This window comes from Friedmanniella luteola (genome assembly GCF_900105065.1).
Taxonomy (GTDB): domain Bacteria; phylum Actinomycetota; class Actinomycetes; order Propionibacteriales; family Propionibacteriaceae; genus Microlunatus; species Microlunatus luteolus.
Map to the genome: position 1 here is coordinate 4,373,255 of NZ_LT629749.1, position 23,691 is coordinate 4,396,945.

The 23,691-nt window shown below is 74.5% G+C and carries 21 protein-coding genes; 10 read left to right on the forward strand and 11 right to left on the reverse strand.

The genetic code is table 11. From position 1 onward, the window contains the following. The first annotated feature begins 265 nt into the window (after positions 1-265). The gene (locus tag BLT72_RS20445) at positions 266-2,830 is read left to right on the forward strand and encodes an ATP-dependent DNA ligase (RefSeq protein WP_091415571.1); all 2,565 of its coding nucleotides are present in this window, start codon (positions 266-268) and stop codon (positions 2,828-2,830) included. A gap of 34 nt (positions 2,831-2,864) precedes the next feature. On the opposite strand, the gene BLT72_RS20450 is transcribed toward BLT72_RS20445, so the two are convergent. Then, on the reverse strand, positions 2,865-3,992 hold the full coding sequence (locus BLT72_RS20450; RefSeq protein ID WP_091415574.1) for a winged helix DNA-binding domain-containing protein: 1,128 nt from the start codon (positions 3,990-3,992) through the stop codon (positions 2,865-2,867). A 212-nt stretch (positions 3,993-4,204) separates the two neighbouring features. Here BLT72_RS20450 and BLT72_RS20455 point away from each other — a divergent pair, with 212 nt between their 5' ends. From BLT72_RS20455 to BLT72_RS20470, 4 genes are read left to right on the forward strand one after another with little or no spacing between them, the layout of a single operon-like run. Then, positions 4,205-5,212 carry a TerC family protein gene (locus tag BLT72_RS20455; protein WP_091415578.1) on the forward strand — a complete coding sequence of 336 codons (1,008 nt, stop codon included), beginning with the start codon at positions 4,205-4,207 and terminating at the stop codon, positions 5,210-5,212. Positions 5,213-5,245: 33 nt separating this feature from the next. Continuing rightward, positions 5,246-5,821 carry a DinB family protein gene (locus BLT72_RS20460; RefSeq protein WP_091418008.1) on the forward strand — a complete coding sequence of 192 codons (576 nt, stop codon included), beginning with the start codon at positions 5,246-5,248 and terminating at the stop codon, positions 5,819-5,821. After that, complete coding sequence (locus BLT72_RS20465) at positions 5,818-6,312, forward strand: hemerythrin domain-containing protein (protein WP_091415581.1); 495 nt, start codon at positions 5,818-5,820, stop codon at positions 6,310-6,312. Before BLT72_RS20460 ends, BLT72_RS20465 begins: the two co-directional genes overlap by 4 nt. Next, entirely contained in the window at positions 6,305-7,186 is an 882-nt protein-coding gene (locus tag BLT72_RS20470) for an LLM class flavin-dependent oxidoreductase (protein ID WP_091415584.1), read from the forward strand. The genes BLT72_RS20465 and BLT72_RS20470 overlap by 8 nt, the downstream gene beginning before the upstream one ends. 6 nt (positions 7,187-7,192) lie before the next feature. Here the strand turns inward: BLT72_RS20470 and BLT72_RS20475 are convergent, their stop codons facing one another. The 4 genes from BLT72_RS20475 to BLT72_RS20490 all read right to left on the reverse strand — a co-directional run bounded on the left by BLT72_RS20475 (position 7,193) and on the right by BLT72_RS20490 (position 10,611). Beyond that, positions 7,193-7,657 carry a hypothetical protein gene (locus BLT72_RS20475; protein ID WP_091415586.1) on the reverse strand — a complete coding sequence of 155 codons (465 nt, stop codon included), beginning with the start codon at positions 7,655-7,657 and terminating at the stop codon, positions 7,193-7,195. Positions 7,658-7,894: 237 nt separating this feature from the next. Further along, on the reverse strand, positions 7,895-9,145 hold the full coding sequence (locus BLT72_RS20480) for a fatty acid desaturase family protein (RefSeq protein ID WP_091415589.1): 1,251 nt from the start codon (positions 9,143-9,145) through the stop codon (positions 7,895-7,897). Between the two features lie 7 nt (positions 9,146-9,152). Then, positions 9,153-10,247 (reverse strand): ferredoxin reductase, encoded by a 1,095-nt coding sequence (locus BLT72_RS20485; RefSeq protein WP_091415593.1) that lies wholly within the window; start codon positions 10,245-10,247, stop codon positions 9,153-9,155. A gap of 151 nt (positions 10,248-10,398) precedes the next feature. After that, positions 10,399-10,611: a hypothetical protein gene (locus BLT72_RS20490; RefSeq protein ID WP_091415596.1), complete on the reverse strand. Its 213-nt coding sequence runs from the start codon at positions 10,609-10,611 to the stop codon at positions 10,399-10,401. Positions 10,612-10,829: 218 nt separating this feature from the next. Between BLT72_RS20490 and BLT72_RS20495 the strand changes: the two genes are divergently transcribed. After that, entirely contained in the window at positions 10,830-11,453 is a 624-nt protein-coding gene (locus tag BLT72_RS20495) for a response regulator transcription factor (protein ID WP_091415599.1), read from the forward strand. Positions 11,454-11,460: 7 nt separating this feature from the next. On the opposite strand, the gene BLT72_RS22600 is transcribed toward BLT72_RS20495, so the two are convergent. Beyond that, the gene (locus BLT72_RS22600) at positions 11,461-12,150 is read right to left on the reverse strand and encodes an anti-sigma factor family protein (RefSeq protein ID WP_091415601.1); all 690 of its coding nucleotides are present in this window, start codon (positions 12,148-12,150) and stop codon (positions 11,461-11,463) included. Beyond that, on the reverse strand, positions 12,147-12,659 hold the full coding sequence (locus BLT72_RS20505) for a sigma-70 family RNA polymerase sigma factor (RefSeq protein WP_231930202.1): 513 nt from the start codon (positions 12,657-12,659) through the stop codon (positions 12,147-12,149). The genes BLT72_RS22600 and BLT72_RS20505 overlap by 4 nt, the downstream gene beginning before the upstream one ends. Before the next feature lie 422 nt (positions 12,660-13,081). On the opposite strand from BLT72_RS20505, the gene BLT72_RS20510 reads away from it, so the two are divergent. Next, a complete protein-coding gene (locus BLT72_RS20510) occupies positions 13,082-15,478 on the forward strand; it encodes a LamG domain-containing protein (protein WP_091415605.1) in 2,397 nt (798 codons plus the stop codon). 90 nt (positions 15,479-15,568) lie between these two features. On the opposite strand, the gene treS is transcribed toward BLT72_RS20510, so the two are convergent. From treS to BLT72_RS20530, 4 genes are all read right to left on the reverse strand, one after another. Next, on the reverse strand, positions 15,569-17,842 hold the full coding sequence (gene treS, locus BLT72_RS20515) for a maltose alpha-D-glucosyltransferase (protein WP_091415608.1): 2,274 nt from the start codon (positions 17,840-17,842) through the stop codon (positions 15,569-15,571). Positions 17,843-18,073: 231 nt separating this feature from the next. Continuing rightward, a complete protein-coding gene (locus BLT72_RS20520; protein WP_091415611.1) occupies positions 18,074-18,874 on the reverse strand; it encodes a class I SAM-dependent methyltransferase in 801 nt (266 codons plus the stop codon). Continuing rightward, positions 18,871-19,392, reverse strand: a complete 522-nt coding sequence (locus BLT72_RS20525; protein WP_091415614.1) for a mycothiol transferase — start codon at positions 19,390-19,392, stop codon at positions 18,871-18,873. Before BLT72_RS20525 ends, BLT72_RS20520 begins: the two co-directional genes overlap by 4 nt. A gap of 9 nt (positions 19,393-19,401) precedes the next feature. Then, on the reverse strand, positions 19,402-20,466 hold the full coding sequence (locus BLT72_RS20530) for a hypothetical protein (protein WP_091415616.1): 1,065 nt from the start codon (positions 20,464-20,466) through the stop codon (positions 19,402-19,404). Positions 20,467-20,544: 78 nt separating this feature from the next. Here BLT72_RS20530 and BLT72_RS20535 point away from each other — a divergent pair, with 78 nt between their 5' ends. From BLT72_RS20535 to BLT72_RS20545, 3 genes are all read left to right on the forward strand, one after another. Further along, positions 20,545-21,204, forward strand: a complete 660-nt coding sequence (locus BLT72_RS20535) for a pentapeptide repeat-containing protein (RefSeq protein WP_091415618.1) — start codon at positions 20,545-20,547, stop codon at positions 21,202-21,204. A gap of 151 nt (positions 21,205-21,355) precedes the next feature. Further along, complete coding sequence (locus BLT72_RS20540) at positions 21,356-23,242, forward strand: acyl-CoA dehydrogenase (RefSeq protein WP_091415620.1); 1,887 nt, start codon at positions 21,356-21,358, stop codon at positions 23,240-23,242. 28 nt (positions 23,243-23,270) lie between these two features. Next, on the forward strand, positions 23,271-23,690 hold the full coding sequence (locus BLT72_RS20545) for a hypothetical protein (protein ID WP_091415622.1): 420 nt from the start codon (positions 23,271-23,273) through the stop codon (positions 23,688-23,690). The last annotated feature ends 1 nt before the right edge of the window (position 23,691 follow it).

Below are 23,691 nucleotides of genomic sequence, written 5' to 3' on the forward strand. Positions count from 1 at the left end.
CTCCTCGCGGCCCCCTCGGACGCGGGCAGGCCGTCCCGGCGCTCGCTCCCCCGAACGAGCAACCGGGACGGCGGCTGCGGTGCCCGGGCGGCCTCCCCATCCCCCGATGGTGGTCCGGCTCCCGGGCTCGTCCCCCGACATCCCGTACTCTGCCGCCCCCACCTCAGCCGGGCCCGCGGTCCCGGCGCAGCGTCGGCCCAGGATCAGCGCAGGATCTGCCGGGCGCCGCCGCCCCGGGGCCGGAGCCCCCCGCGATACTGGGCGCATGAGCCCCGCGTCGGAGCAGGTCGTCACCGTCGAGGGCCGGAGCATCAAGCTCACCAACCTGGGCAAGGTGCTCTACCCCGCGACCGGCACCACCAAGGGCGAGGTGCTCGACTACTACGTCCGGGTGGGCGAGGTGCTGCTGCCGCACCTGCGCCAGCGGCCCGCCACCCGCAAGCGCTGGCCGGACGGCGTGGGCGACGACGCCCGGCGGGGCACCGTCTTCTTCGCCAAGGACCTGGGGGCGGGCACGCCCGACTGGGTCCAGCGGCGCACGATCCGGCACCGCGACCACGACAACGACTACCCCGTCGTCGACGACCTGGCCACGCTGACCTGGCTGGCCCAGCTCGCCGCGCTGGAGATCCACGTCCCGCAGTGGCGCTTCGCCGCGGACGGCACGCCGCGCAACCCCGACCGGCTGGTGCTGGACCTGGACCCGGGCGAGGGCGTCACGCTCGCCGACTGCGCCGAGATCGCCCGGCAGGCCCGGGAGATCCTGCAGGGCATCGGCCACGACCCCGTGCCCGTGACCAGCGGCAGCAAGGGCATCCACCTGTACGCCCCGCTCGACGGCGACCTCACCCCCGAGCAGGCGACGACGCTGGCCCGGGAGCTCGCGCTGGCCCTGGAGGCGGAGCAGCCGGACCGGGTGATCAGCTCGATGAAGCGCTCCGAGCGGGACGGCAAGGTGTTCCTGGACTGGAGCCAGAACAACGGGAACAAGACGACGATCTCGCCCTACTCGCTGCGCGGGCGGGTGCACCCCACCGTCGCGGCGCCCCGGACCTGGGCCGAGCTGGACGACCCGGACCTGCGCCAGCTCGAGTACCCGGAGGTGCTGGCCCGGCTGGAGACCGAGGGCGACCTGCTGGCCCCGCTGCTGGGCGCCGGCGGGCCGGCCGCGGACCGGCTGAGCACCTACCGGAGCATGCGGGACGCGCAGCGGACGCCCGAGCCGGTGCCGGCGTCACCCCCGGCGCCGCGCCCGACCGCGGACGGCGAGCCGACCTTCGTCATCCAGGAGCACCACGCCCGCGCCCTGCACTACGACTTCCGGCTGGAGCACGAGGGCGTCCTGGTCAGCTGGGCGGTGCCCAAGGCGCCGCCCACCGATCCGAAGGTCAACCACCTGGCGGTGCAGACCGAGGACCACCCGCTGGAGTACGGCACCTTCGAGGGCAGCATCCCGCGCGGCGAGTACGGCGGCGGCGCCGTCTCGATCTGGGACGCCGGCACCTACCGGCTGCACAAGTGGCGGGACGGGAAGGAGGTCATCGTGACCTGCTCCGGGCGGCCCGGCGGTGGCCTCGGCGGCGTCCGCAAGTTCGCCCTCATCCACACCGGCGGGCCCGGCCGGGCCGCCCGCAACTGGCTGATGCACCTGATGGCGACCGACCCCGAGGACCTGGACCCGGCCACGACCGCCGCGGAGCCGGCCGGACCCGCGCCCGCCGTCGACGTCGCCGACGCCGCGGTGGACGCGTCGGCCCCGGCCACCACCCCGGCCGAGGAGACCCCGGCGGGCGAGGAGCCCCCGCGGCCGGCCGGCCGACGCCGCGCGGCACCGCCGCCGCAGGAGTCCGGCTTCCCCGCCCGCGTCGAGCCGATGCTGGCCCAGCTGACCGCCGTCGGCGCCTTCGGGCCCGCGGAGGGCTGGGCGTTCGAGATGAAGTGGGACGGCGTCCGGGTGCTGGCCTACCTGGCCGAGGGCCGGGTGGAGCTCCGCAGCCGCCGCGGCCGCGACGACACCGCCGCCTACGCCGACGTGGCCGACGCGCTCACCGCGGTGCCGGCCCGGAGCGCGGTGCTGGACGGCGAGGTGGTCGTCCTCGACGCGGACGGGAAGCCCAGCTTCGGTCTGCTGCAGGCTCGGATCAACCTGACCCGGGCCGCGGACATCCGACGGCTCTCCGCCACCCACCCGGCCCAGCTGATGCTGTTCGACGTGCTGGAGCTCGACGGGCAGTCCCTGCTGGAGGTCGGCTACGACGAGCGTCGTGCCGTCCTGGAGGCGCTGGTCCCGCCGGGCACCAGCACCCGGCTGCAGGTCCCCCCGGTGTTCGACGGCGACCTGGACGCCGCCATGGCGACGAGCGAGGCGTTCGGGCTGGAGGGCGTGGTGGCCAAGCGCCGCAGCTCGCGCTACGTGCCCGGCGGCCGCGGGGACGCCTGGCGCAAGATCAAGCACTCGAAGAGCCAGGAGGTGGTCGTCGGTGGCTGGCGGCCCGGCCAGGGCCGCCGCTCCGGCGGTATCGGCTCGCTGCTGATGGGGGTGCCGACCGAGGACGGCCTGCACTACGTGGGCCGCGTCGGTTCCGGGCTGGGCGACCGCGAGCTCGACGAGCTGCGGGCCGCGCTGACGCCGCTCGCCCGGCCGACCAGCCCCTTCAGCGACGTGCCCCGCGAGGACGCCCGGGACGCCTCCTGGGTGGAGCCGGTCCTGGTCGCCGAGGTCACCTACGGCGAGCTCACCGGACCGGGCCGGATGCGCCACCCCGTCTGGAAGGGGATCCGGCCGGACAAGGGCCCCGACGAGGTGGTCTGGGAGCTGCCCGGACGCTGAGCCGGGGACGGGGCGCGGGACCCGGGGGCGGCCGTCACGGCGTCTCCACCCCGGCGAGCCGCAGACCCCGGTGCGCGGCGAGGCGCTCGGCCTCCTCGTCCACCCGGGCGCGGGCGGCGGGCGGGAGCGGCTGCCAGAGCTCGAGGCGCAGGGCGAGCTTGGCACCCGACGCCCGCGGTCGCCAGGTGCCCACCACGTCGGTCCCCACCAGCACCGCACCTGGTCGCCCGAGCGTCGGCCACAGCGCCTTGTGCCGACCGCGGTCGGGCACCAGCAGCGAGCGGTCACGCCCCTGCAGCAGCAGGTCGAAGGGCCCGAGCAGCCGCACCAGGTCGGCCGGCGCGGCGGCGGTGTCGCCTTCGTCGTCGGGCAGGACCCAGGCACGGCGTCCGTCGACCTCCACGGCGACGGCGTCGTCGGGCCAGTGCTGCTTGACCTCGGCGACCGTGCTGTCGAGGAACGCCGCCACCTCCGGCGGCGTGGCCGGCCCCAGCAGCCGCAGGTAGCTGCGGACCACCTGCAGCCGCGGCGGCGCGGCGGCCGGGTCGTCCGCGGGGCCCCAGGTGCTCCGCGGCCAGGGCTCGATGCGCTTGAGCACCGGCGGCGACGTGCCCGGTACCAGCTCCAGCCCGGCGTACAGGGCGCCGAGCCGGAACGGGACCTCCCAGGCGTGCCGGGCCCCGCAGGGCACGCAGTCGCGGAGGTGCCGTTCGGGCAGCACGGCGGTGAGCCGCCGCGACACCTCGCCCTTGACCAGCGGCTCCTCGACCACCGCACGCAGGGTGGCCGCCATCTCGGCCAGCCCCTCACGGGCCCCGGTGCCGGCGGCGGCCAGCGGCGCGGCGGCCCCGACGACCCGCTTGGCGGCGTCGGCGTCGCTGAACGGGGAGGTGGCCACGGCGACGTCGGGGAGGTCGTCGCGGCGGTAGTAGTGCGGCGCCGCCCGCACCGTCCAGGCCAGCGCCAGCTCGGGCGCCTGCTCGACCGCAGCGGCCGAGGCGGCGGGGACACCCCGGTTGGCCAGGGCCCAGCTCGCGCCGTCGCGACCGCTGTCCTGGACACCGAGGTCGAGGACCGCGGCGTCGGTCAGCGGGCGGTCCGCAGGCGCCCGGTCCAGCTGCTGGGCGTGGATCCGCCGGGCGAGAGCCTCCTGCCGGTCCATCGTCGCCTCCGTCCTGCCGCTGCGCCGCGGCCCGGTACCCATCGCACCACCGACCGCCGACACTTCCCTGCGCCGCGACTAAGACCTCCCCAAGGAACCCGCTGGGAGGGCCTGAGAACGGCCGGTCGGTCGTGCACGACCCGACACACTGGAGACCTCGCCGGCCGCGCCGGACCCTGTCACCACGACACGACCCAGACGAGGACACCCCCATGCTCGAGATCAGCCCGCTGGTGTGGGGGGTGACGATCGGCTTGGTCGTCGTCCTCCTGGCCGCCGACCTCCTGCTCGCCGCCCTCCGTCCGCACAAGGTCCGGTTCCGCGAGGCGGCCGGCCAGTCGGTCTTCTACATCGCCGTCGCCATCGCCTTCGGCGTCTGGTTCACCTGGGCCTACGGCTCCGACGCCGGGACCCAGTACTTCACCGGCTACCTGGTGGAGAAGAGCCTGTCGGTCGACAACCTGTTCGTCTTCGTCATCATCATGACCACCTTCGCCGTGCCGGAGGAGCACCAGCACAAGGTGCTGACCTTCGGCATCGTGCTGGCGCTGGTCATGCGGGCCATCTTCATCGCCGCCGGCGCCGCGCTGCTCAACGCCTTCTCCATCGTGTTCCTGCTGTTCGGCCTGCTGCTGATCGTCACGGCGGTGCAGCTGTTCCGGCACCGCGACGAGGACCCCGACATCGAGGACAACACCGTCGTCAAGGCCGCCCGCCGGCTGCTCCCCATCACCGACGACTACGTCGGGGGCCGGCTGAGCGCCCGCGTGGACGGCGCGCGGATGTTCACGCCGCTGTTCCTGGTCCTGATCGCCATCGGCAGCATCGACCTGCTGTTCGCGCTGGACTCGATCCCCGCCGTCTTCGGCATCACCAGCGAGGCCTTCATCGTCTTCGCCGCCAACGCCTTCGCCCTGCTGGGGCTCCGGGCGCTGTTCTTCCTGGTCCAGGGTCTGCTGGACCGGCTCGTCTACCTCAGCACCGGCCTGTCGATCATCCTGGCCTTCATCGGCGTGAAGCTGATCCTGCACTGGCTGCACGAGGACATCAGCCCGTCGGTGCCCGAGATCCCCACGCTCGTCAGCCTCGCGGTCATCCTCGTCGTCCTCGCGGTCACCGTCGTGGCCAGCCTGGTCAAGACCAAGGGCGATCCGAGCGCCCACGCGCACGCGGGCTCGCTCACGCTCACCAGCAGGAAGAAGGAGCAGGCCGGACGCTGACGGCCCGGGCGGCCACGACCTAACCTGTTGGAGGTGGACCCCAAAGCCGTGCTGCAGCGGTACCTCACCGAGGAACGTCGGAACCTGCTGAGCCGGCTGGACGGGCTGTCCGAGCGGGACGTGCGGTGGCCCGGGACGCCGACGGGCACCAACCTGCTGGGCCTGGTCAAGCACGTGGCCAGCATCGAGCTGGGCTACCTCGGGGACGTGTTCGACCGGCCCTCCGGCATCCCGCTGCCCTGGCTGGACGACGACGCGGAGCCCGACGCCGACCTCTGGGCCACCGCGGAGGAGAGCCGGGACGACGTCCTCGCCCTCCACCACGCCGCCGCGGCCCACGCGGACGCGACGATCGACGCCCTCGACCTCGACGCCCCCGGCGTCGTCCCCTGGTGGGCGCCGGAGCGGCGGCAGGTGACGCTCCAGCAGGTCCTGGTGCACGTGGTGGCCGAGACGGCCCACCACGCCGGCCACGCCGACGTGCTCCGCGAGCTGCTGGACGGCCGCGCCGGGGACGACCGCGGCAACCTCACCGCCCGCAGCCCGGCGGAGTGGGCCGCCCACCGGCGGCGGCTGGAGGCGGTGGCCGAGGCGGTCGCGCCGTCATGAGCGCGCCGGCCGACCCCGCCGAGACCCTGGGGCGCCGGCTGGTGGCCGTGCACGCCGAGCTCCGGGAGACCCTCCGCGGGCTGCGGGCCAGCAGCCGGCCGGGCGCCGACGGCTCCCTGGCCGCCCACTGCCTGACCTTCTGCGCCACCGTCGACCGGCACCACCAGGGCGAGAACGGGCAGCTATTCGCCGACGTCGTGGCGCAGGAGCCGGGGCTGGCGGCGGCGGTCGACCAGCTCCGCCACGACCACGGGCTCATCGGCTTCCTGCTCCGCGACGTCGCCACCGCGGTGCGGGCCCTGCCCGCCACGCCCGACGCGCAGGAGCTGCAGCGGTTCCGGCGGACGCTGGACGGGCTCGCGGCCGTCCTCGAGGCGCACTTCACCTCCGAGGAGCGGGCCGTCCTCGCGGCGGTGGGCGACCGGCCGGCCCCGACGCCCCCGCCGCCCTGGGACGTCCGAGCCGTCCGCCAGGATGACCAGCATGGCTGACACCGACCGACCGGCCCCGCAGCTGGGCCTCGCCTTCGTCCCCACCCTGGCGCCCGAGCGGCTCCGCGCCCTGGCCACCGCGACCGAGGCCGCGGGCCTCGACGAGCTCTGGGTCTGGGAGGACTGCTTCAAGCAGAGCGGCATCGCCTCGGCGACCGCCGCCCTCGCCTGGACGACGTCGCTGCGGGTGGGCATCGGGTTGCTGCCCGTCCCGCTGCGCAACGTCGCCCTCACCGCCATGGAGCTGGCCACCCTGGAGCGGATGTTCCCGGGGCGGCTGGTGGCCGGCGTCGGGCACGGCGTGCAGGAGTGGATGCGGCAGACGGGCACCCGGGCGGCCTCGCCCCTGACCCTGCTGCGCGAGTACACGACGGCGCTGCGGTCCCTGCTGGCCGGCGAGCGCGTCACCGTCAGCGGCCGCTACGTGCAGCTGGACGACGTGGCCCTCGACTGGCCGCCGAGCCCTCCGCCGCCGCTGATGCTCGGCGGCTCGGGACCGCGCTCCCTCGACCTCACCGCCGAGCTGGGCGACGGCACCCTGCTGGCCGCGGCGCTGACCGTCGACCAGGTCGCCGAGGTCGGTGCGCTGCTGGTCCGCACGCGGGGCGCGGGGCACCCGCTGGTGGCCACGGTGATCGTCGCGACGGGACCGCGGGCGCAGGAACGCGTGGACGCGGAGGTCACCGTCTGGGGCGCCAAGCCCGGTCACGGCGTCGGGGTCGGCGGCGACGCGGCCCGGGTGGCGGCCGAGGTCCGGGCCTTCGCCGACGCCGGCGCGACGTCGGTGGTCTTCCAGCCGGTCGAGGACGAGCCCGACCTCGACGGCTGGATCAGCTTCCTCGGCCGGGAGGTGGCCCCGCTCGTGCGGGGCTGACCGCCGTCAGCGGCCGAAGAGCCCGCGCAGCCCGCCCCGCCGCGACTCGTCGCGCCCGGGGTGCGGCGGCAGCGTCGTGGGTGGGGCGGCCGGTCCGGCCGCGGACCCGCTGGACGCCAGCCCGGCCGAGGTCTTCTCGCGGGTGCGCACCTGCTCGTGGAGCTCCGCGGGAGCGCGGCTCCGCAGCCCCTCGACCTCCAGCAGCGACCCGGCGGCGTCCTCCGCCCGGGGCTCGGTCTCGCCCTCGACGGCGTACCGGGTCCGGGTGAGCGACGCCGTGCACTTGATGCCGTAGTCGAACTCCATCACCTCGCAGCCGTAGCAGACGAGCCGCCCGGGCAGCACCACCACGTCCGGGTTCCGCTCGGCGACCTGCTGCTCCCGGCGGTTCGCCGCGTCGACATGGGCCGTCGCCGCCTGCCGGTTCCAGCAGGGGACCCCGTCACCGCCACTCTTGATCCCTAGGTGCATGCGCGCTCCTTTGCGTCAGCACCCACCTTACGACGGCTGTCTGTGGCGCAGGTCACCCCGCCGACGGGCGCTGGGCGCCGCACCCGACCGGCCGCCGACGTGCTCCTCGCGCCGGAACCGCCGGCGGGTGGCACCCGGCCCGCGCCCGGCAGGGCGATCGCTCAGCGGTTCCCGCCCATGCCCGGAGCAGCCCGCGCGCTGCCCGGCCGGACCCCGGCCGGGGCGCGCGCCGACCGGCTAGGCCGTGACGGCCGCCGGGCGACGGCGGAGCCGGCCCAGCACCCGGCCGGCGCCGGCCCTGGCCGCCTGCGTCACCGAGAAGTCGTTCGGCAGCGACAGCCGGATGACCTGCTTCCAGGCCGAGGCGACCTGGCGCGGCATCGAGCCGGTGGTGTAGCTGAGGCCGTAGCGCGCGGTGATCTCCTGCATCCGCGGGGCGATCTCGGCGTAGCGGTTGCTCGGCAGGTCGGGGAAGCAGTGGTGCTCGATCTGGTGCGACAGGTTGCCGGTCATCACGTGCATCGCCTTGCTGCCCGCGATGTTGGCCGAGCCGATCATCTGGCGCAGGTACCACTCGCCGCGGCTCTCGCCCTCGATGGAGTCCTTGGCGAACGTCTCGACGCCCTCGGGGAAGTGGCCGCACATGATCACCGAGTGGGTCCACAGGTTCCGGACCAGGTTGGCCGTCGCGTTGGCCGCGAGGGTGTGCAGGAACGACGGGCCCGACAGCAGCGGGTGGACGACGTAGTCCTTGCGCATCTGCCGGCCGATCTTGGCCAGCACCTGGCGGGCGTCGGCCCGGAACTGCTCCGGGTCCCGGCCGCGGCCCTTGACCTGCTTGCCCAGCTCGAGGTCGTAGGCGGCGATGCCGTACTCGAAGATGGCGGCGTTGACGAGGTTCCACAGCGGCTGGCCGAGGTAGGACGGGTGCCAGCGCTGGTCCTCGTCCACGCGCATGATGCCGTAGCCGAGGTCGTTGTCCCGGCCCAGCACGTTCGTGAACGTGTGGTGGATCTCGTTGTGCGAGCGCTTCCACTGGGCCGAGGGCGAGGCGTGGTCCCACTCGTAGACCTGCGAGTGGATCTTCGGGTCGCGCATCCAGTCCCACTGGCCGTGCATGACGTTGTGGCCGATCTCCATGTTCTCGAGGATCTTGGCCACGGACAGGCCGATGGTGCCGGCCACCCAGGCGGGCGGGAACAGGGAGAACAGCAGCACGACGCGGCTGCTCAGGTCCAGCGTCCGCTGCACCTTGATCACCTTGCGGATGTAGGCGGCGTCGGCGCTGCCGCGGGAGTCGAGGACCTCCTGGCGCAGCGCGTCCAGCTCGAGGCCCAGCGCCTCGACCTGGGCGGCGGACAGGTGCGCCGTCGGGTCGGGCTTCCCGGAGCGCTTGGGCACGTGGTGCCGCTCGGCGGTCGTGGTGTCCAGGCGGCTCGAGCGGGCGGCGCGCGCCGTGGTGGTGGCGGGCGTGACGGTCGCAGTCATGGGGTCCTCAGAGGTCGATCGTGCAGGGGCCGGCGGCGGCGGACACGCAGGTCTGGATGCGGACGCCGTCGCCCTCGGTCGCGGTGACGAGCTCGCCGTTGCGGAGGTCGCGGACGGCGCCGGAGGTCAGGGGGACGACGCAGCCGAAGCAGATGCCCATCCGGCAGCCGGACGGCATCAGCACCCCGGCGTCCTCCCCGGCGTCGAGGATCGGGGTGGCGCCGTCGGCCTCGACGACGGTGCCCTGACGGGCGAACCGCAGGGTGCCGCCGTCGCCCTCGGTGACGACGACCGGGCGGAAGCGCTCGGTGTGCAGGCGGTGGTCGAGCCCGGCGGCGGCGTAGTGCTCCTCGAACGCGTCGAGCAGGCCGGTCGGGCCGCAGGCCCAGGTGTGCCGCTCGCGCCAGTCCGGCACCACGGCGTCGAGCTCGGCGGGGGTGAGCACGCCCTCGGTGGCCGTGTGCCGCTCGACCAGCCGGAGCCGGCCCTGCGCCGCCCAGTCCCGCAGCTCGGGCCCGAAGACCACGTCCGCGGCGGTGGGGGCGGAGTGCACCACCACCACGTCGGACAGCTCGCCGAGGTGGTTGCGCAGCATGCCCATCACCGGGGTGATGCCGCTGCCGGCGGTGACGAAGAGGGTCTGCGCGGGCAGCGCCTCGGGCAGGACGAACTCCCCCGCCGCCTGGTCCAGGTGCACCAGGGTGCCCGGCTGGAGGGCCCGCACGACGTGCGTGCTGACCCTGCCGCCGGGGATGGCCTTGACGGTGATCGACAGCAGCCCGTCGGGCGCCCCGCGCACCGAGGTCAGGGAGTAGGCCCGCCACTGACGGATCCCGTCGACGTCCACGCCGAGGCGGATGTACTGGCCGGGACGGTGGGTGCGCCACGAGCGGCCGGGCCTGATCGACACGGTGACGGCGTCGGCGGTCTCGGCCTGCACGGTCACCACCCGGCCCCGCAGGTCGGCACCGCGGCGGAGCGGGGACACCAGGTCGAGGTAGTCGGCGGGCACGAGCGGGGTCACGGCCGACTCGACCAGCTGCCGCAGGACGCGGGCGATGCCGCGGACGGGCGGCGGGGGCGCCAGCAGGAACGAGCTCATGGTCCAAGGCTAACCTACGGAACCGTAAGTTACGAGACCGTAGGTATGACGATGGTCACCCGGCGCGAGGGGAACTCGGGCGGGGTGGGCGCCCCCGTGCGCCGGGTGGGGGACGGCCCACGGGCGTCGGACGCCGGCCACCGCCGAGCGGTCAGGACGCGCCCTCCGCGCGGTCGACGTCCTTCCGGCCGAGGTCGGCCGAGGGGGTGGCGTCCGGCGTCCCGGGGACCGAGTCGGCGCCGCCCCCGGAGGTCTCGGCGTCCTCGAACGAGCTCCCCGCGGAGGAGACCTGCCCGCCCTCGGAGGCGTCGCCGTCGCCGGAGCCGGTCACCGCGTCGAGCTTGTCCTTGATCCAGTTGCTCATGGTCTCGAAACTACCCGCCGCCTCCTGCGCTCAAGCGGGGGTCGCCCGCGCGCTCACGGCGACGGTCACACCGGGGTCACGAACCGGCCCGCCGGACGGTCGACGTCGCTAGGCTGACGAACGTCCTCCGCGTGCTCGGTGCACCCGGGGGACGCGCGGACGGACCGGGGGGTCCGGACGAGGACGGCGCTCCGCGCCGGGGATCGGGGGATCACGTGATGGACGACCGCGCACGGCTGGGGACGGGCCAGATCAAGGTGTTCGTGCTGGACGACCACGCGATGGTCCGGGACGCCCTGACCGACTACATCAACACCGACCCCCAGATGACCGTGGTCGGCAGCGCCGGCGCCGCCGAGGAGGCGCTGGCCGGGATCGCCGAGACCGAGCCCGCGGTCGCCGTGCTGGACGTCCGGCTCCGGGAGGGCAACGGGCTGGAGGTCTGCCGGGAGGTCCGGGACCGCCACCCGCAGGTGCGGTGCGTCCTGCTCACCTCCCACAGCGAGCAGGAGGCGCGCGTCGCCGCCCGGCTCGCGGGTGCCTCCGGCTACCTCATCAAGGAGCTGGGCGGCAGCACCCTGCTCGACGGCATCCGGACGGTGGCGACGGGTGGCTCGCTGCTGGCGGAGGAGCCCGTCGAGGAGCTCCAGCCGCTGGTCGAGGACCTGTTCGAGCGTCGTGCGGTCACCCTCAGCGACCAGCAGCACAGCGTGCTGGCCGGTGCGCTCGGCGGCGCGAGCAACGCCCAGATCGCCGACGCGACCTCCCTGTCGCCGTCCGACGTCCGCGGCCAGCTCGACGTCATCTTCCAGGGCCTGGGCATCGGCGGCGGCCGCCGCTGACCAGCGCTCAGCGCACCGGCGCCCGCAGCACCAGGGCGTCGGTGGCGGTCTCGCGGATCTCCACCGCCGCGATCTGGGACACCCGCAGCGGCGTCTCGCCGCTCGGCCGGTTGACCTTGTCGGGCTTCACGACCCACTCCTTGACCGCCTGCCGGTGCCCCGACCTGTCGGCCACGACGACCGACAGGCTGGAGCCGACGGAGTAGCCGTCGGCGTCCTGGCACTCCACCGCCACCCGCGTCCCGGTCGCGATCGGCACGAGGTCGACGACGGCCGTGATCTCGCTGGACCCGACCGGCTCGAAGGCGATCCGCTGCTGCTGGGCCGGCCCCAGGCGGTCCAGCACCTGCCCGAGCAGCAGACCGCCGAGCACCAGGGCCAGGCAGGCCGCCACGGCCAGCAGCTGGGTGCGGGCGCGGGTGTGCTGGCGACGGGCGGTCGCCAGCACCGTCGGCAGCAGCGACTCCGGCGACGGCTCCTGCGCGGCGCGGGGGTCGGTGAGCCGGGCCGCGTCCTCGGGGCCGACCTGGGACAGCAGGCCCGGGAGGCCGGCGATCTCGCTGACGGCGGCCTGGCAGCGCGGGCAGGCCGCCAGGTGGGCCTCGAACTCCGAGCGCTCGGCGGGCGACAGGGCCCCCAGCACGTAGGCGGCGTCCCAGTCGCCGTAGCGGTCGCCCTCGGGCTCCGGGCTGGTCACGAGCGGGTCACCCCCTTCTCCTGCAGGACGAGTCGGAGGCTGCGCAGGCCGTAGTGCAGCCGCGACTTGACGGTGCCGGGCGGGATCCGCAGCCGGGCCGCGATGTCGGCCACGGAGCAGCCCTCGAAGTAGGCGGCGGCGATGACGGCCCGGTGCTCGGGGGAGAGCGAGCCCAGCGCCTCGGCCACCAGCCAGCGGTCCAGCACCACGCTGGTGCCGTCCTCCACCGAGCGGTCCGGCGGCAGCTCGGTGCGCAGCTCGTGCCGGGAGGCCGCGCTGCGCCAGCGGTCGATGACGAGGTTGCGGGTGGCGGTGAACAGCCAGGCGCGGGCGGCGGGCTCCTCCCGCTCCCCCAGCCGCGGGTCCTTCCAGGCGCGGAGCAAGACCTCCTGGACGACGTCCTCGGCGACCTGGCGGTCGTGGGTGAGCCGCAGGGCGAAACGCCAGAGCTCGGCGCCGTGGCGGTCGTGCAGCTCGGTGAGGGCGACCTCCTTCTGGCTCGTGGCCACCGTCGTCCCCCTCCGCCGCTCCGGCCCCTCCCGGCGTGCCGGGCGGGGCTCCGTCATCCTCGCACCGGTCGGGACGAGGGCGGGGGCCAAGACGTTCACCGACCGCCGGAAACGCGCAGAAGTGTGCCGGGCCCGTGCGGCCCTGGTGCTCCTGGGGCGCGTGGGGACGCCGGGCCGGTCAAGGTCACGAATGCATCACGGCGACCCCGCGGAGGAGGGCGGGGCCGCCGCTGGTGCCTAAGGTGGTCCCCTCAGGGGTGGCCGACGTCGGTCAGTCGCGCCCTGGCGAGGATGGCGAGCCTCCCGGGAGCGACCGCCGCAAGGTCCGGGGGCGTCGCGCGTCCCCTGATCCCCGGAGCGACGTGGCTCCGCCGCACGTAGCCGACCGCCGGCCAGGCCGGTGGCCCGACGCCAGGTGACCCATGACCTTGACCCCCGCCCGTTCCCACCCGCGCCGTGGGCGAGCCGCCGCGCTCGCCCTCGCCGTCCTGGCCGGGGTCGCCCTCGGCGCACCCGCCGCCACGCCGGCGACCGCCGACACCGCCCCGCCCGCGGCGGACCTGCCGGCCACCGTCTCCACCGACCTGCTGCCCACCGTCCAGATCGACGGGGTGGCCTGGTCGCAGGCGGTCGTCGGCAACCGCGTCTTCGCCGGCGGCTCGTGGAGCACCGCCCGCCCGGCGGGTGCCGCCGCCGGCACGTCGACGGTGGCCCAGCCCAACCTGCTCTCCTACAACGTCACCACGGGCGTCATGGACGCCGGGTTCCGGCCCAAGGTGAACGCGCAGATCCTCGCCGTCGCGGCATCGCCCGACGGCAGGACCGTCTACATCGGCGGCGACTTCACCACCGTCGACGGCCAGGCCCGCAACCGGCTGGCCGCCTTCGACGTCGCCACGGGCGTCCTCAAGAGCTGGAACCCCGGGGCCAACAACAAGGTCTACGCGCTCGCCGTGACCGAGTCCGCGGTCTACGCCGGCGGCTGGCTGACCGCGGCCGGCGGGGCGGCCCGCAGCTCGGTCGCCGCGCTGAACCTGACCACGGGGGCCGCCCTGCCGTTCGCCCCCGCCGTGGCCGGCACCGAGAACGCCGGTGTCCGGGCCATCACCGTCTCGCCCGACCGCACCAAGGTGATGCTCGGCGGGCAGTTCGAGACCGTGAACGGCGCCGGAAGCCCCGGCGGCTACGGCCTCGCCATCGTCGACGCGGCCACCGGCAAGACCTCCTCGCCGCTCGCGGCGAACGCCGTCATCCGCAACGCCCGGAACGCGGCGGGCATCCTCAGCCTGACCTCCTCGGGCAGCAGCGTCTACGGCACCGGCTTCCACTACGCCGTCGGCGGGCCCACGGACGGCAACTTCGAGGGGGCGTTCAAGATCAGCTGGAGCGGCGCCCTCGAGTGGCTCGAGGACTGCCACGGGGACAGCTACTCGGTGTTCGCGGGCCAGGGCGCGGTCTACGTGGCCGGCCACCCGCACTACTGCGGCAACATCGGCGGCTTCGAGCAGACCGACCCGATCAGCTACCACCGGGCGCTGGCGTTCACCCCGGACGCGCGCGGCACCGTCGGCAAGGAGCCGTACAACTACTACAACTTCGCCGGCCAGCCGAAGCCGCAGTGGCTGAACTGGTTCCCGGACCTGAACAGCGGCCAGTACACCAAGCAGTACCAGGGCCCCTGGCACGTCGCGGGCAACAACGACTACGTCGTGTTCGGCGGCGAGTTCACCACCGTCAACAACAAGCTGCAGCAGGGTCTCGCGCGGTTCGCCCGGCCCGGGCTGGCCCCGAACCTGGACGGGCCGCGCCTCTCCGGCACCAGCTACGTGCCCAAGGCGCAGAGCTTCGCGCAGGGCATCCGGCTGACCTGGCCGGCCAACTACGACCGCGACTCCGAGCAGCTCACCTACAAGCTGGTCCGCAACGGCAACAGCGGGACGCCGATCTTCACCACCACGCAGCGCTCGACGTTCTGGTTGCGGCCCACGCTGTCCTTCCTCGACACCACCGCCGTCGCCGGGCAGACCTACACCTACTCGGTGCAGGTCAGCGACCCCTCGGTCAACGGCAAGGCGCCGAACGTCGCCAAGGGGGCGGCCATCAGCGCCACCGCCGCCGGCGGCTCGTCGCTGAGCGCCTACGACCAGAAGGTGCTCGCCGACTCCCCGCAGAACTACTGGCGCTTCGCCGAGACCTCGGGGACGACCGTCGCCGACACGGCGGGCAGCGGCCCGGCGACGCGGCAGGCGGGCGTCACCACCGGCGTGCCCGGCGCCCGGACCGGCACCGCCCCGGGCACGGCGTACCGCTTCTCGGGCAGCGGCAGCACCAGCAGCGTGGCCAGCAGCACCGCCGAGGCGGGCAAGCAGGTCTTCAGCGTCGAGGCCTGGTTCAAGACCAGCAGCACCACCGGCGGCAAGATCGTCAGCTTCGGCTCCGCGCAGACCGGGAACTCGACCAACGCCGACCGGCAGGTCTACCTGAGCAACGCGGGCCAGGTCATCTTCGGCACCATCGCGGGCAGCGTGCGGGCCATCTACGGGCCGTCGGGCAAGAACGACGGGAAGTGGCACCACGTCGTCGCCACGCTGGACCCGTCCGGGCTCAAGCTCTACGTCGACGGCGTGCTGTCGGCCTCGCGGACCGACTACTACCAGGCCCAGCGCTACACCGGGTACTGGCGGGTCGGCGGGGACGTGCTGTCGGGCTGGCCGGGCAACCCGACCTCGCCCTACCTGGCCGGCGACATCGACGACGTCGCGGTCTACGACAGGGCGCTCACCGCGGCCCAGGTCGCGGCCCACAAGGCCGCCGGCTGACGCCGTACCGCCTGACGCGACCGTGACACCGGACCGCCCCGGACCCTGCTGGGTCCGGGGCGGTCCGTCGTGCTGGCTGGGTGCCGGGCGTCAGCCCGGGGTGCGGACGCTGGGCCGGTCGGCGCGGTGCCCGGAGACCGGGTGGTCGCCCGGGCAGAGCACCAGCAGCGAGCGGCCCTCGTACGGGCCGAGGGTGACCGAGAAGGAGTGCAGGTCGTCGACCTCGCCCACCAGCTCGTCGGTGAACATGTCCACCAGGCCACTGCCGGGCACCAGGTGCTCCGACAGCACGCTGCCGGAGATCTCCGCCCCGGAGAAGTTCAGCACCGTCACCTGCTCGGCGTCGCTCAGCTGGTGCACCATCACGAGCATGGCCTTGTTGGACACCTGCGGCACGTCGAGCTGGACGGCGGTGGCGATGCCGTAGCGCTTGCGGACCGCCAGCAGGTCGCGGAGCCGGCAGGCGAAGGAGTGCGGGTCGGCCAGCTGGGCGGGCAGGCTGCCGTAGAGGCTGGTGCCGCGCGGCAGCCGGGAGAGCGACTCGGTCGCCTCGGGCCGGTAGTCCATCAGGTCGTAGGCCGAGCGGTGGATCCAGCGGGTGTCACCCTCGGCGAGCAGCCAGCCCACCTGCTTGCGGTCCAGGGTCAGCATGCCGCACAGGTCCCAGCCGGAGAGCGCGAAGACGCCGGGCTGCAGCGCGTTGAACATGGCCAGCAGCAGGTGCGCCTGCCTGATCTGCTCGACCTGCTCCGGGCTGAGGTCGTCGAGGCTGGTGAGACCGAGGGTGGCGGCGATGAGGCTGGCCGTCGTCGACGCGATGCCGTTCTGGGTGAAGGTCGCGTTGTACGGCCCCGCCTCGCCGGTCAGGTGGTCCAGCATGTCCTGCCGGATGGTCACCGCCAGGTCCGCGCCGCGGATCTGGGTGCCCCGGAAGGGGTACAGGTCCTCGGCGTGCAGGGTGGCGAAGTGGACCAGCTCGTAGGTCATCTCGTCGTGGTTCTGCAGCGCGTGGACCAGCGACGCCGGCTCCACGCCGTGCTCCACGGACAGCTTGAGCGTGAGCCGCACGAACTCGGTGTCCCCGGTGGCCAGCGCGTGCACGTAGGCGGGCCGGTTGACGAAGTCGTAGGACAGGTCGGCGCCCCGCTCGGCCGAGCTCTTGATGTCGTCGATGGTGAGGTTCAGCTCCTGGAAGGTGAAGCCGCCCACCTTGCGGACCATGCTGGCGATGAGCTGGTTGGCCGCCTCGGACAGCGGGTGGCCCTCGGACCAGGCCGGGCTGTCCTCCGGGCTCTTCTCGACCCCGAGGAAGCCGTTGGCGTCCAGCCGCAGCGCGCCGCTGCCCAGGTCCCCCAGGGAGTGCAGCGCGTCGCCGATGACCATCCGCATGCCCGCGAAGGACGGGTCCAGCCAGTTGATCGTCGGCTGGCCCTCCTTGAAGTAGTGCAGGTAGACCCAGCGCCGCTCGACGCCGTCCGGGCCGAGGACCGGGGCCGTGGCGCTCCAGTTGGTGTCCTTGACGCCGGGCTCGTAGAAGATGACCCGTTGCATGCGGCCGATGATGTAGCCGGCCTTGGTCAGCTGGTCCTCGGCCTCGAGGTCGAGGTTGACCGAGTCGCCGCGCCGCACGCGGGGCAGCAGGTGCCAGTCCTTCGGGTCGATCTCGACCATGTGGTAGATGCCCGGGTAGTCCCCGACCTTCATCTCGGCCAGCCGGAAGTCGGCGCCCTTGCCGGTGTGGCCGGGCACGATGTCGTCGATCACCATGCCGAGGTGGCCGGCGGCGACCTCGGTCATCGTCCGGAACTCCTCCTCGGTGCCGAAGTCGGCGTCGATCTGGGTGCTGATCCGGTCGAAGTGGCCGTCGACGCTGGGCGTCGGGTCCCAGCCGCTGATGCCGCCCGCCTGCTTCACCGGGCCGGTGTGCAGGCCGTCGATGCCGATGGCCTCGAACGCCGCCCAGAGGTCCTCGTCGCCCAGCGTGCCGAGGAAGGAGGTGCCCTTCTTGGTGATCATCGAGATCGGGTACGCCGTGAACCAGACGGAGGCCTTCTCGATGGCCGCGCGCGGGTCGGGGTTGGCGAACGGGTTCTGCCACATGCTGCCCTGGCCGGAGAACTGCCGGCCGAACTCGATGGCGTCGGCCAGCATCGACTGCTCCGCCAGCCAGCTGACGTAGAGGGCGTTCTCGCCGCTGGCCTTGCCGCTGCGCTCGGTGCGGGGTCGCGAGAACAGCCCGCGCAGCCGGCCGCGTGGCCGCAGCCGCTTCGGCCGCGCCGGGTAGCGCTGCTCGTCGTAGCTGACCTCGCTGGGGGCGTGCGCCTCCGCGGTGGGCTGATCGGGGTCAGCGCCGTTGTCGCTCATCGGTCTCCTGCCGGACTCGGACCTCGGGTGGTAACGGGATCACGCTAGTCCACCGCGCCGCCCGGTCCGCGGCTCGGGCGGCGGGCTCGGGAACGGCTCCTCGGGGATCGGCTGGACGCGACTGTTGACGTGATCGAGGTCACAGCGCCAGGATGGCGGCAGAGGGCCCGGAGCCCCGCTCACCGCCCCGACATCGCCGTCGGGCCGGGCGCGGCTCCGGGCCTCGCCACGTCAGCCGGGCTCGCCCTCCGCGGGCCGGGAACCGACGAAGAACTCCCGCGGCAGCCGGTCGTCCTGGGTCACCTCGGCCACCGAGCGGGCCCGGAACCCGGCCTCGGTCAGCACCCGCAGCCAGGTCTCGCGCGGGAACAGCCCCAGCACGTGCGTGTCGTGGGCGACGGAGACGGAGCCGTCGGCGGCCCGGACCAGGAACGCGTAGTCGGTGGTCGCGGTGGTGGCGCCCGGTTCCGCCGGGTGCGACCAGGCGAGGTAGCGGAGCCCGCGGCCGTCGTCGGCGTCCGTGCCGCCGTGGTCGGTGCCGGGCTCGTAGTTCTCGGCGATGTGGTCGGGCACCAGGACCGCGACGCCGCCCGGGCGGCAGTGGGCGAAGACGGTCGCCACCGCCTGCCGCAGGTCGTCCTCCCCCGTCATGTACTCGACGGCGTCGTGCACGAAGACGGCGTCGAAGGTGCGCCCCAGCCGCAGCGTCCGCATGTCGCCCTGCAGGTGCTCGCACTCGGGGTTCAGCCGCTCCGAGACGGCCAGCATCTGCGGGGACAGGTCCACCAGCGTCATGGTGAAGGCGTGCTTGAGGTGAGCAGCGTTGTTGCCGCCGCCGCTGCCCAGCTCCAGCACCGTCTGGCGCGGTCGCGGCCCTCCGGAGGGGTCGTCCTCCCCGGGCGCGCCCGACGCCGGCGGCTCCGCCGTCCTCAGCAGCGCCGCGGCGAAGGCCGCCTCCTCGGCGTACTCCTCGGGCGCGGAGACCAGCGGCCAGTAGGGCGCGAGGTCGGTGTAGAAGTGGTAGTCGGTCACCGCAGGCCCGCGCGCTGCGCCAGCCCGGCGACGTAGGCCGCCTGGCCGAGGTGCTGCAGGCAGTCCCCGAGGACGCTCACCAGCCGTGCGGACGCCGTCACGGGCGGGTCCCAGGACGCGTCGACCACCCGCGCCAGCTCGTCGGGGTCGACGCCGCGCACGTAGCGCAGCGCCAGCGCGTGCACCTCGGCGTGGTACCCGGCGAGCAGGGCGGCGTCGACCCGGACCTGCCCCACCTCCTCGGGCCGCTGGCCGTACCCGGTCGCGTCGTCCTCGAAGGGCAGCGCGAAGCGGCCGCGCCAGGCGGTCCAGACCTGCTCGACCCCGGCCAGCTCGGCGACGTGGTCGTCCTCCACCCGGGTGAGGTGCCACAGCAGCCACGCGACGGTGTTGGCCTGGGGGTCGGGCCGGTAGCGCAGGACGTCGTCGGCGAGGGAGCCCGTCAGCCCCTCGACCAGCTCGTGCACCCGGGTGAAGGAGTCGACCAGCAGGTCCCGCAGCGCCTCAGTTCCGCTCATGGCCCGACGCTACAACGCCTCCCGTCGGCGGCCCAGGGCCGCGTCGGGCGCCGCCCGGCCCGGCGTCGCCGCCAGCACCTCCTCGGCGGTGGCCACCAGCGCCGGCAGCCCGGCGAGCACGGCCGCCCGGCGGCGGGCCAGGTCGTCTGCTCCGCGCAGGCCCAGCAGGTCGTCGACGGCCGCCGCGAAGGCGTCGCGGTGCCGGGCCGCAGCGGGGGCGTCGGCGGCGTCGAGGGCCTGCACGCAGCGGGCGAAGGTGGCCACCAGCCAGAAGACGGCCTCCCGGTGGTCCCCCGCCGCCACGAGGTCCCGGGCGCCGTCGACGGGGACGGGCCGGGCGGCCGGGGTGAGGTCGGCGGCGAAGAAGAAGGGGGCCGGGGGGCCGGCGGCCGCGTCGTCGAAGGCGGCCGCCATCGCGTCGAGGTGGGCCACCACCAGCGCCGGGGCGACGTCGGCGCAGCCGAGCTCGTCCAGCAGGGGGCGGTAGCGGTCGGCGAGGCCGCACGCGGTCAGCGCCTCCCGGGCGCGCAGGTAGCGCAGCCGCACCGTCGGGTTCGCCCGGGCCGCGACCAGCACGACGGCGGTGCCCAGGCTCATCGGGAACAGCCAGCGGGTCACCGCAACGGCCCAGGAGTCGGCCGGGGCCGGCGCGGCCGTCATCCGGGCCAGCACCGAGCCCCAGCGGTCGCGGACGACGTCGGGGCGGGCGAAGACCGGGGCGACGGCGCCGCGGAGGGCGGCCAGCCGTCCGCTGGGGTCGGCGACCACGGTGTCGCGGGCGAAGCTCGGGGCCAGGTAGAAGGTCCGGGCCACGACGGCGGGATCGGCGAGGTCGGCCCACGGCAGGTAGGTCACCTCCAGCAGCACGCCGTGGTGGTCGAGCTTGCCGGGCTTGCCCGGGGCCTCGCCGTCGAGCACCACGGCCAGGTCGACGTCGGAGGTGGCGGCCAGCGGGGCGGCGGGGTCGGCGTCGACGGTGGAGCCGGTGAAGAACGCGCCCACGAACGGGGCCGGCCAGCCGGGCTGCGCGCGCACCCAGTCGGCGGCGAGCGCCCGGGCCTCGTCGATCCGCACGGCGCCAGACTAGGGCGGCCGCGCCCACCGCGCACCGGGTCCTAGGGTGGTGCCCCTCCGGACCCGAGGAGGTGGGCCGTGGCGCCCGGCCGAGGACCGCGACCGCCCGAGGCGGTGCGGTTCACCCTGCCGTCGCTGAGCGACGTGGGCGCCGCCGACCTCAGCGGGACCCAGCACCACGAGCTGGTCCGGCTCGCCGACCTCGACCTGACCGGCACCGACCTGCGGCGGACGACCTTCGCCGAGTGCTCGCTGGAGCGGCTGCGGCTGGACGCGGCGGACCTCCGCGGTGTGCACCTGGTGGAGTGCCGGCTCAGCCAGCTCGACGCCGCCACGTGCACCCTGCCCCGGAGCAGCTGGCGCGACGTCACCGTGGACGCCTCGCGGCTGGGTGCGGTCGAGTCCTACGAGTCCACCTGGCGCTCGGTGCTGGTCACCGACAGCAAGCTGGGCTACCTCAACGCCCGCGGCAGCAGCTGGACCGACGTCACGTTCCGGGGCTGCACGGTGGACGAGCTGGACGTGACGAACGCCCGGCTGACCCGCGTCCGGCTGGACGACTGCCGGGTGCGGAGCCTGCGGCTGGCCGACGCCACCCTGGTCGACGTCGACCTCCGCACCGTGCGGCTGGAGGAGCTCGAGGGTCTCGCCGGCCTCTCCGGCGCCTGGGTCAGCGAGCAGCAGCTGACGGAGCTAGCCCCGCTGCTCGCCGACCACCTGGGCATCCGCATCGGCTAGCCGGGCGGCCCGGGGTGCGAGCCCGGGGGTCCCCGCCGGTCGGTGCTCGCGGAATCGTGACCTGCCGGACGCGCCGTCGCAGGTTACCGGCGAGTAGCATCCCCGGTAGTTACTCGTCGGTAACAACCGCCCGCCGTCCCCAGGGGTCCGCATGAGCCACTACCGGTCCAACCTCCGCGACATCGAGTTCAACCTCTTCGAGGTGCTGGGCCGGGGCGACGTGCTCGGCACGGGGATCTACGCCGACCTGGACGTCGACACGGTGCGGGCCCTGCTCGCCGAGATCGACCACCTCGCCCGGACCGTGCTGGCCGACTCCTTCGCCGAGGGCGACCGCAACCCGCCCGTGTTCGACCCGGTCAGCCACACCGTCACCCTGCCGGAGGCGTTCAAGGCCTCCTACCGGGCGTTGATGGACTCCGGCTTCTGGCAGCTCGAGATCCCCTCGGAGCTGGGCGGCCAGGACACCCCGCCGTCGGTCCAGTGGGCCGTCAACGAGCTCACCGTGGGTGCCAACCCGGCCGCCTTCCTCTACGCGGCCGGCCCGAAGTTCGCGACAGTGCTGTGGCACAACGGCACCGAGCGCGACCGCCGGATCGCCCAGATCATGGTCGAGCGCCAGTGGGGCGCGACCATGGCGCTGACGGAGCCCGAGGCCGGGTCCGACGTCGGCGCCGGCCGCACCCGCGCGCTCCCGCAGCCCGACGGCACCTGGCACCTCGAGGGCGTCAAGCGGTTCATCACCTCCGCCGAGCACGACCTGACCGAGAACATCGTGCACCTGGTCCTGGCGCGGCCCGCCGGCGTCCCGGGCCACGGCGGACCGGGGACCAAGGGGCTGTCGCTGTTCGTGGTGCCCAAGCACCACTTCGACCTGCAGACCGGCGCGCTGACCGGCGAGCGCAACGGCGTCGTCGTCACCGGCGTCGAGCACAAGATGGGCATCCGGGCCTCGACCACCTGCGAGCTGAGCTTCGGCGTCGACGGCGCCCCGGCCGTCGGCTACCTGCTGGGTGAGGTGCACGACGGCATCAAGCAGATGTTCCAGGTGATCGAGCACGCGCGGATGATGGTGGGCACCAAGGCGATCGCCACCCTCTCGACCGGCTACCTCAACGCCCTCGACCACGCGAAGACCCGCGTCCAGGGCCCCGACCTGACGCAGGTCACGGACAAGACCGCGCCCCGGGTCCCGATCACCCACCACCCCGACGTCCGCCGCTCGCTGATGACGCAGAAGGCGCACGCCGAGGGGCTGCGCGCCCTGGTGCTGTTCACCGCCAGCCTGCAGGACCGCAACGAGGCCGCGCGCAGCAGCGGGGCGGCCGACGACGTCGCCTCCCGCCTCAACGAGCTGCTGCTGCCGGTGGTCAAGGGCTACGGCTCCGAGCGGTCCTGGGTGCTGCTGGGCACGGAGGCGCTGCAGACGCTGGGCGGTTCGGGCTTCCTCACCGACCACCCGCTGGAGCAGTACGTCCGCGACGCGAAGATCGACACCCTCTACGAGGGCACCACGGCGATCCAGGGCCAGGACCTGTTCTTCCGCAAGATCGTCCGCGACCGCGGTCGCGCGCTGGGCGAGCTGTCCGCGCTGGCCACCGCCTTCGTCGAGTCCGGATCCGGCGACGCCGGGTCGGGCGCCGCCGGCGACGGCCAGCTCAAGGTCGAGCGCGGCCTGCTGGCCCGGGCGCTGGAGGACCTCGGCGCGATGGTCGCGGCGATGGTCGGCGACCTGTACGCGTCCTCCGCCGAGCACGGCGGTGACCCGCAGAACATCTACAAGGTGGGGCTCAACACGACCCGGCTGCTGATGGCGCTGGGAGACGTCACCTGCGCCTGGTTGCTGCTGCGCGGCGCGGAGGTGGCCCTGCGGGCGCTCAACGAGGCGCAGCGGCCGGCCGAGCAGGCGTTCTACGAGGGCAAGGTCGCCTCCGCCCGCTGGTTCGCCCGGACCGTGCTGCCCCGGCTCAGCGCGGAGCTCGCCGTCGTCGAGTCGACCGACCTCGCCGTGATGGACCTCGCCGAGGAGTCCTTCTGACCGGCGGCGCGCGCCCGCGGCCCCGCTGGTGACGACCGCGCCGTGGGCGGTGGCGCTGCTGGCCGCCACCGCCCTGCACGCCGGGTTCCAGCTCACCGTGACCGTGCTGGTCTACCCGGTGCTGGCGGCGACCCCGGCCGCGGCGTGGTCCGGTGCGCACCAGCGGCACGCGCGGCGGATCACCCCGCTGGTCGGCCTCGTCTACCTCGCGGTGCTGGTGGCGTCCGCCGGGGCCCTGCTCACCGCCCCGGGTCCGGCCGTCCGCGTCGCGGTCGCGGCCACCGCCGTCGCCCTGGGCCTCACGGCGGGCGTGGCCGCCCCGCTGCACGGTCGCCTGGGGGCGGGGCGGGACGCGGCCCTGCTGCGCCGGCTGCTGCGCGCCGACCGGCTCCGGAGCCTCGCCGCGGTCCTCGCCCTGGCGGCGGCCGCCGTCGCCGCGGCCGGCTGAG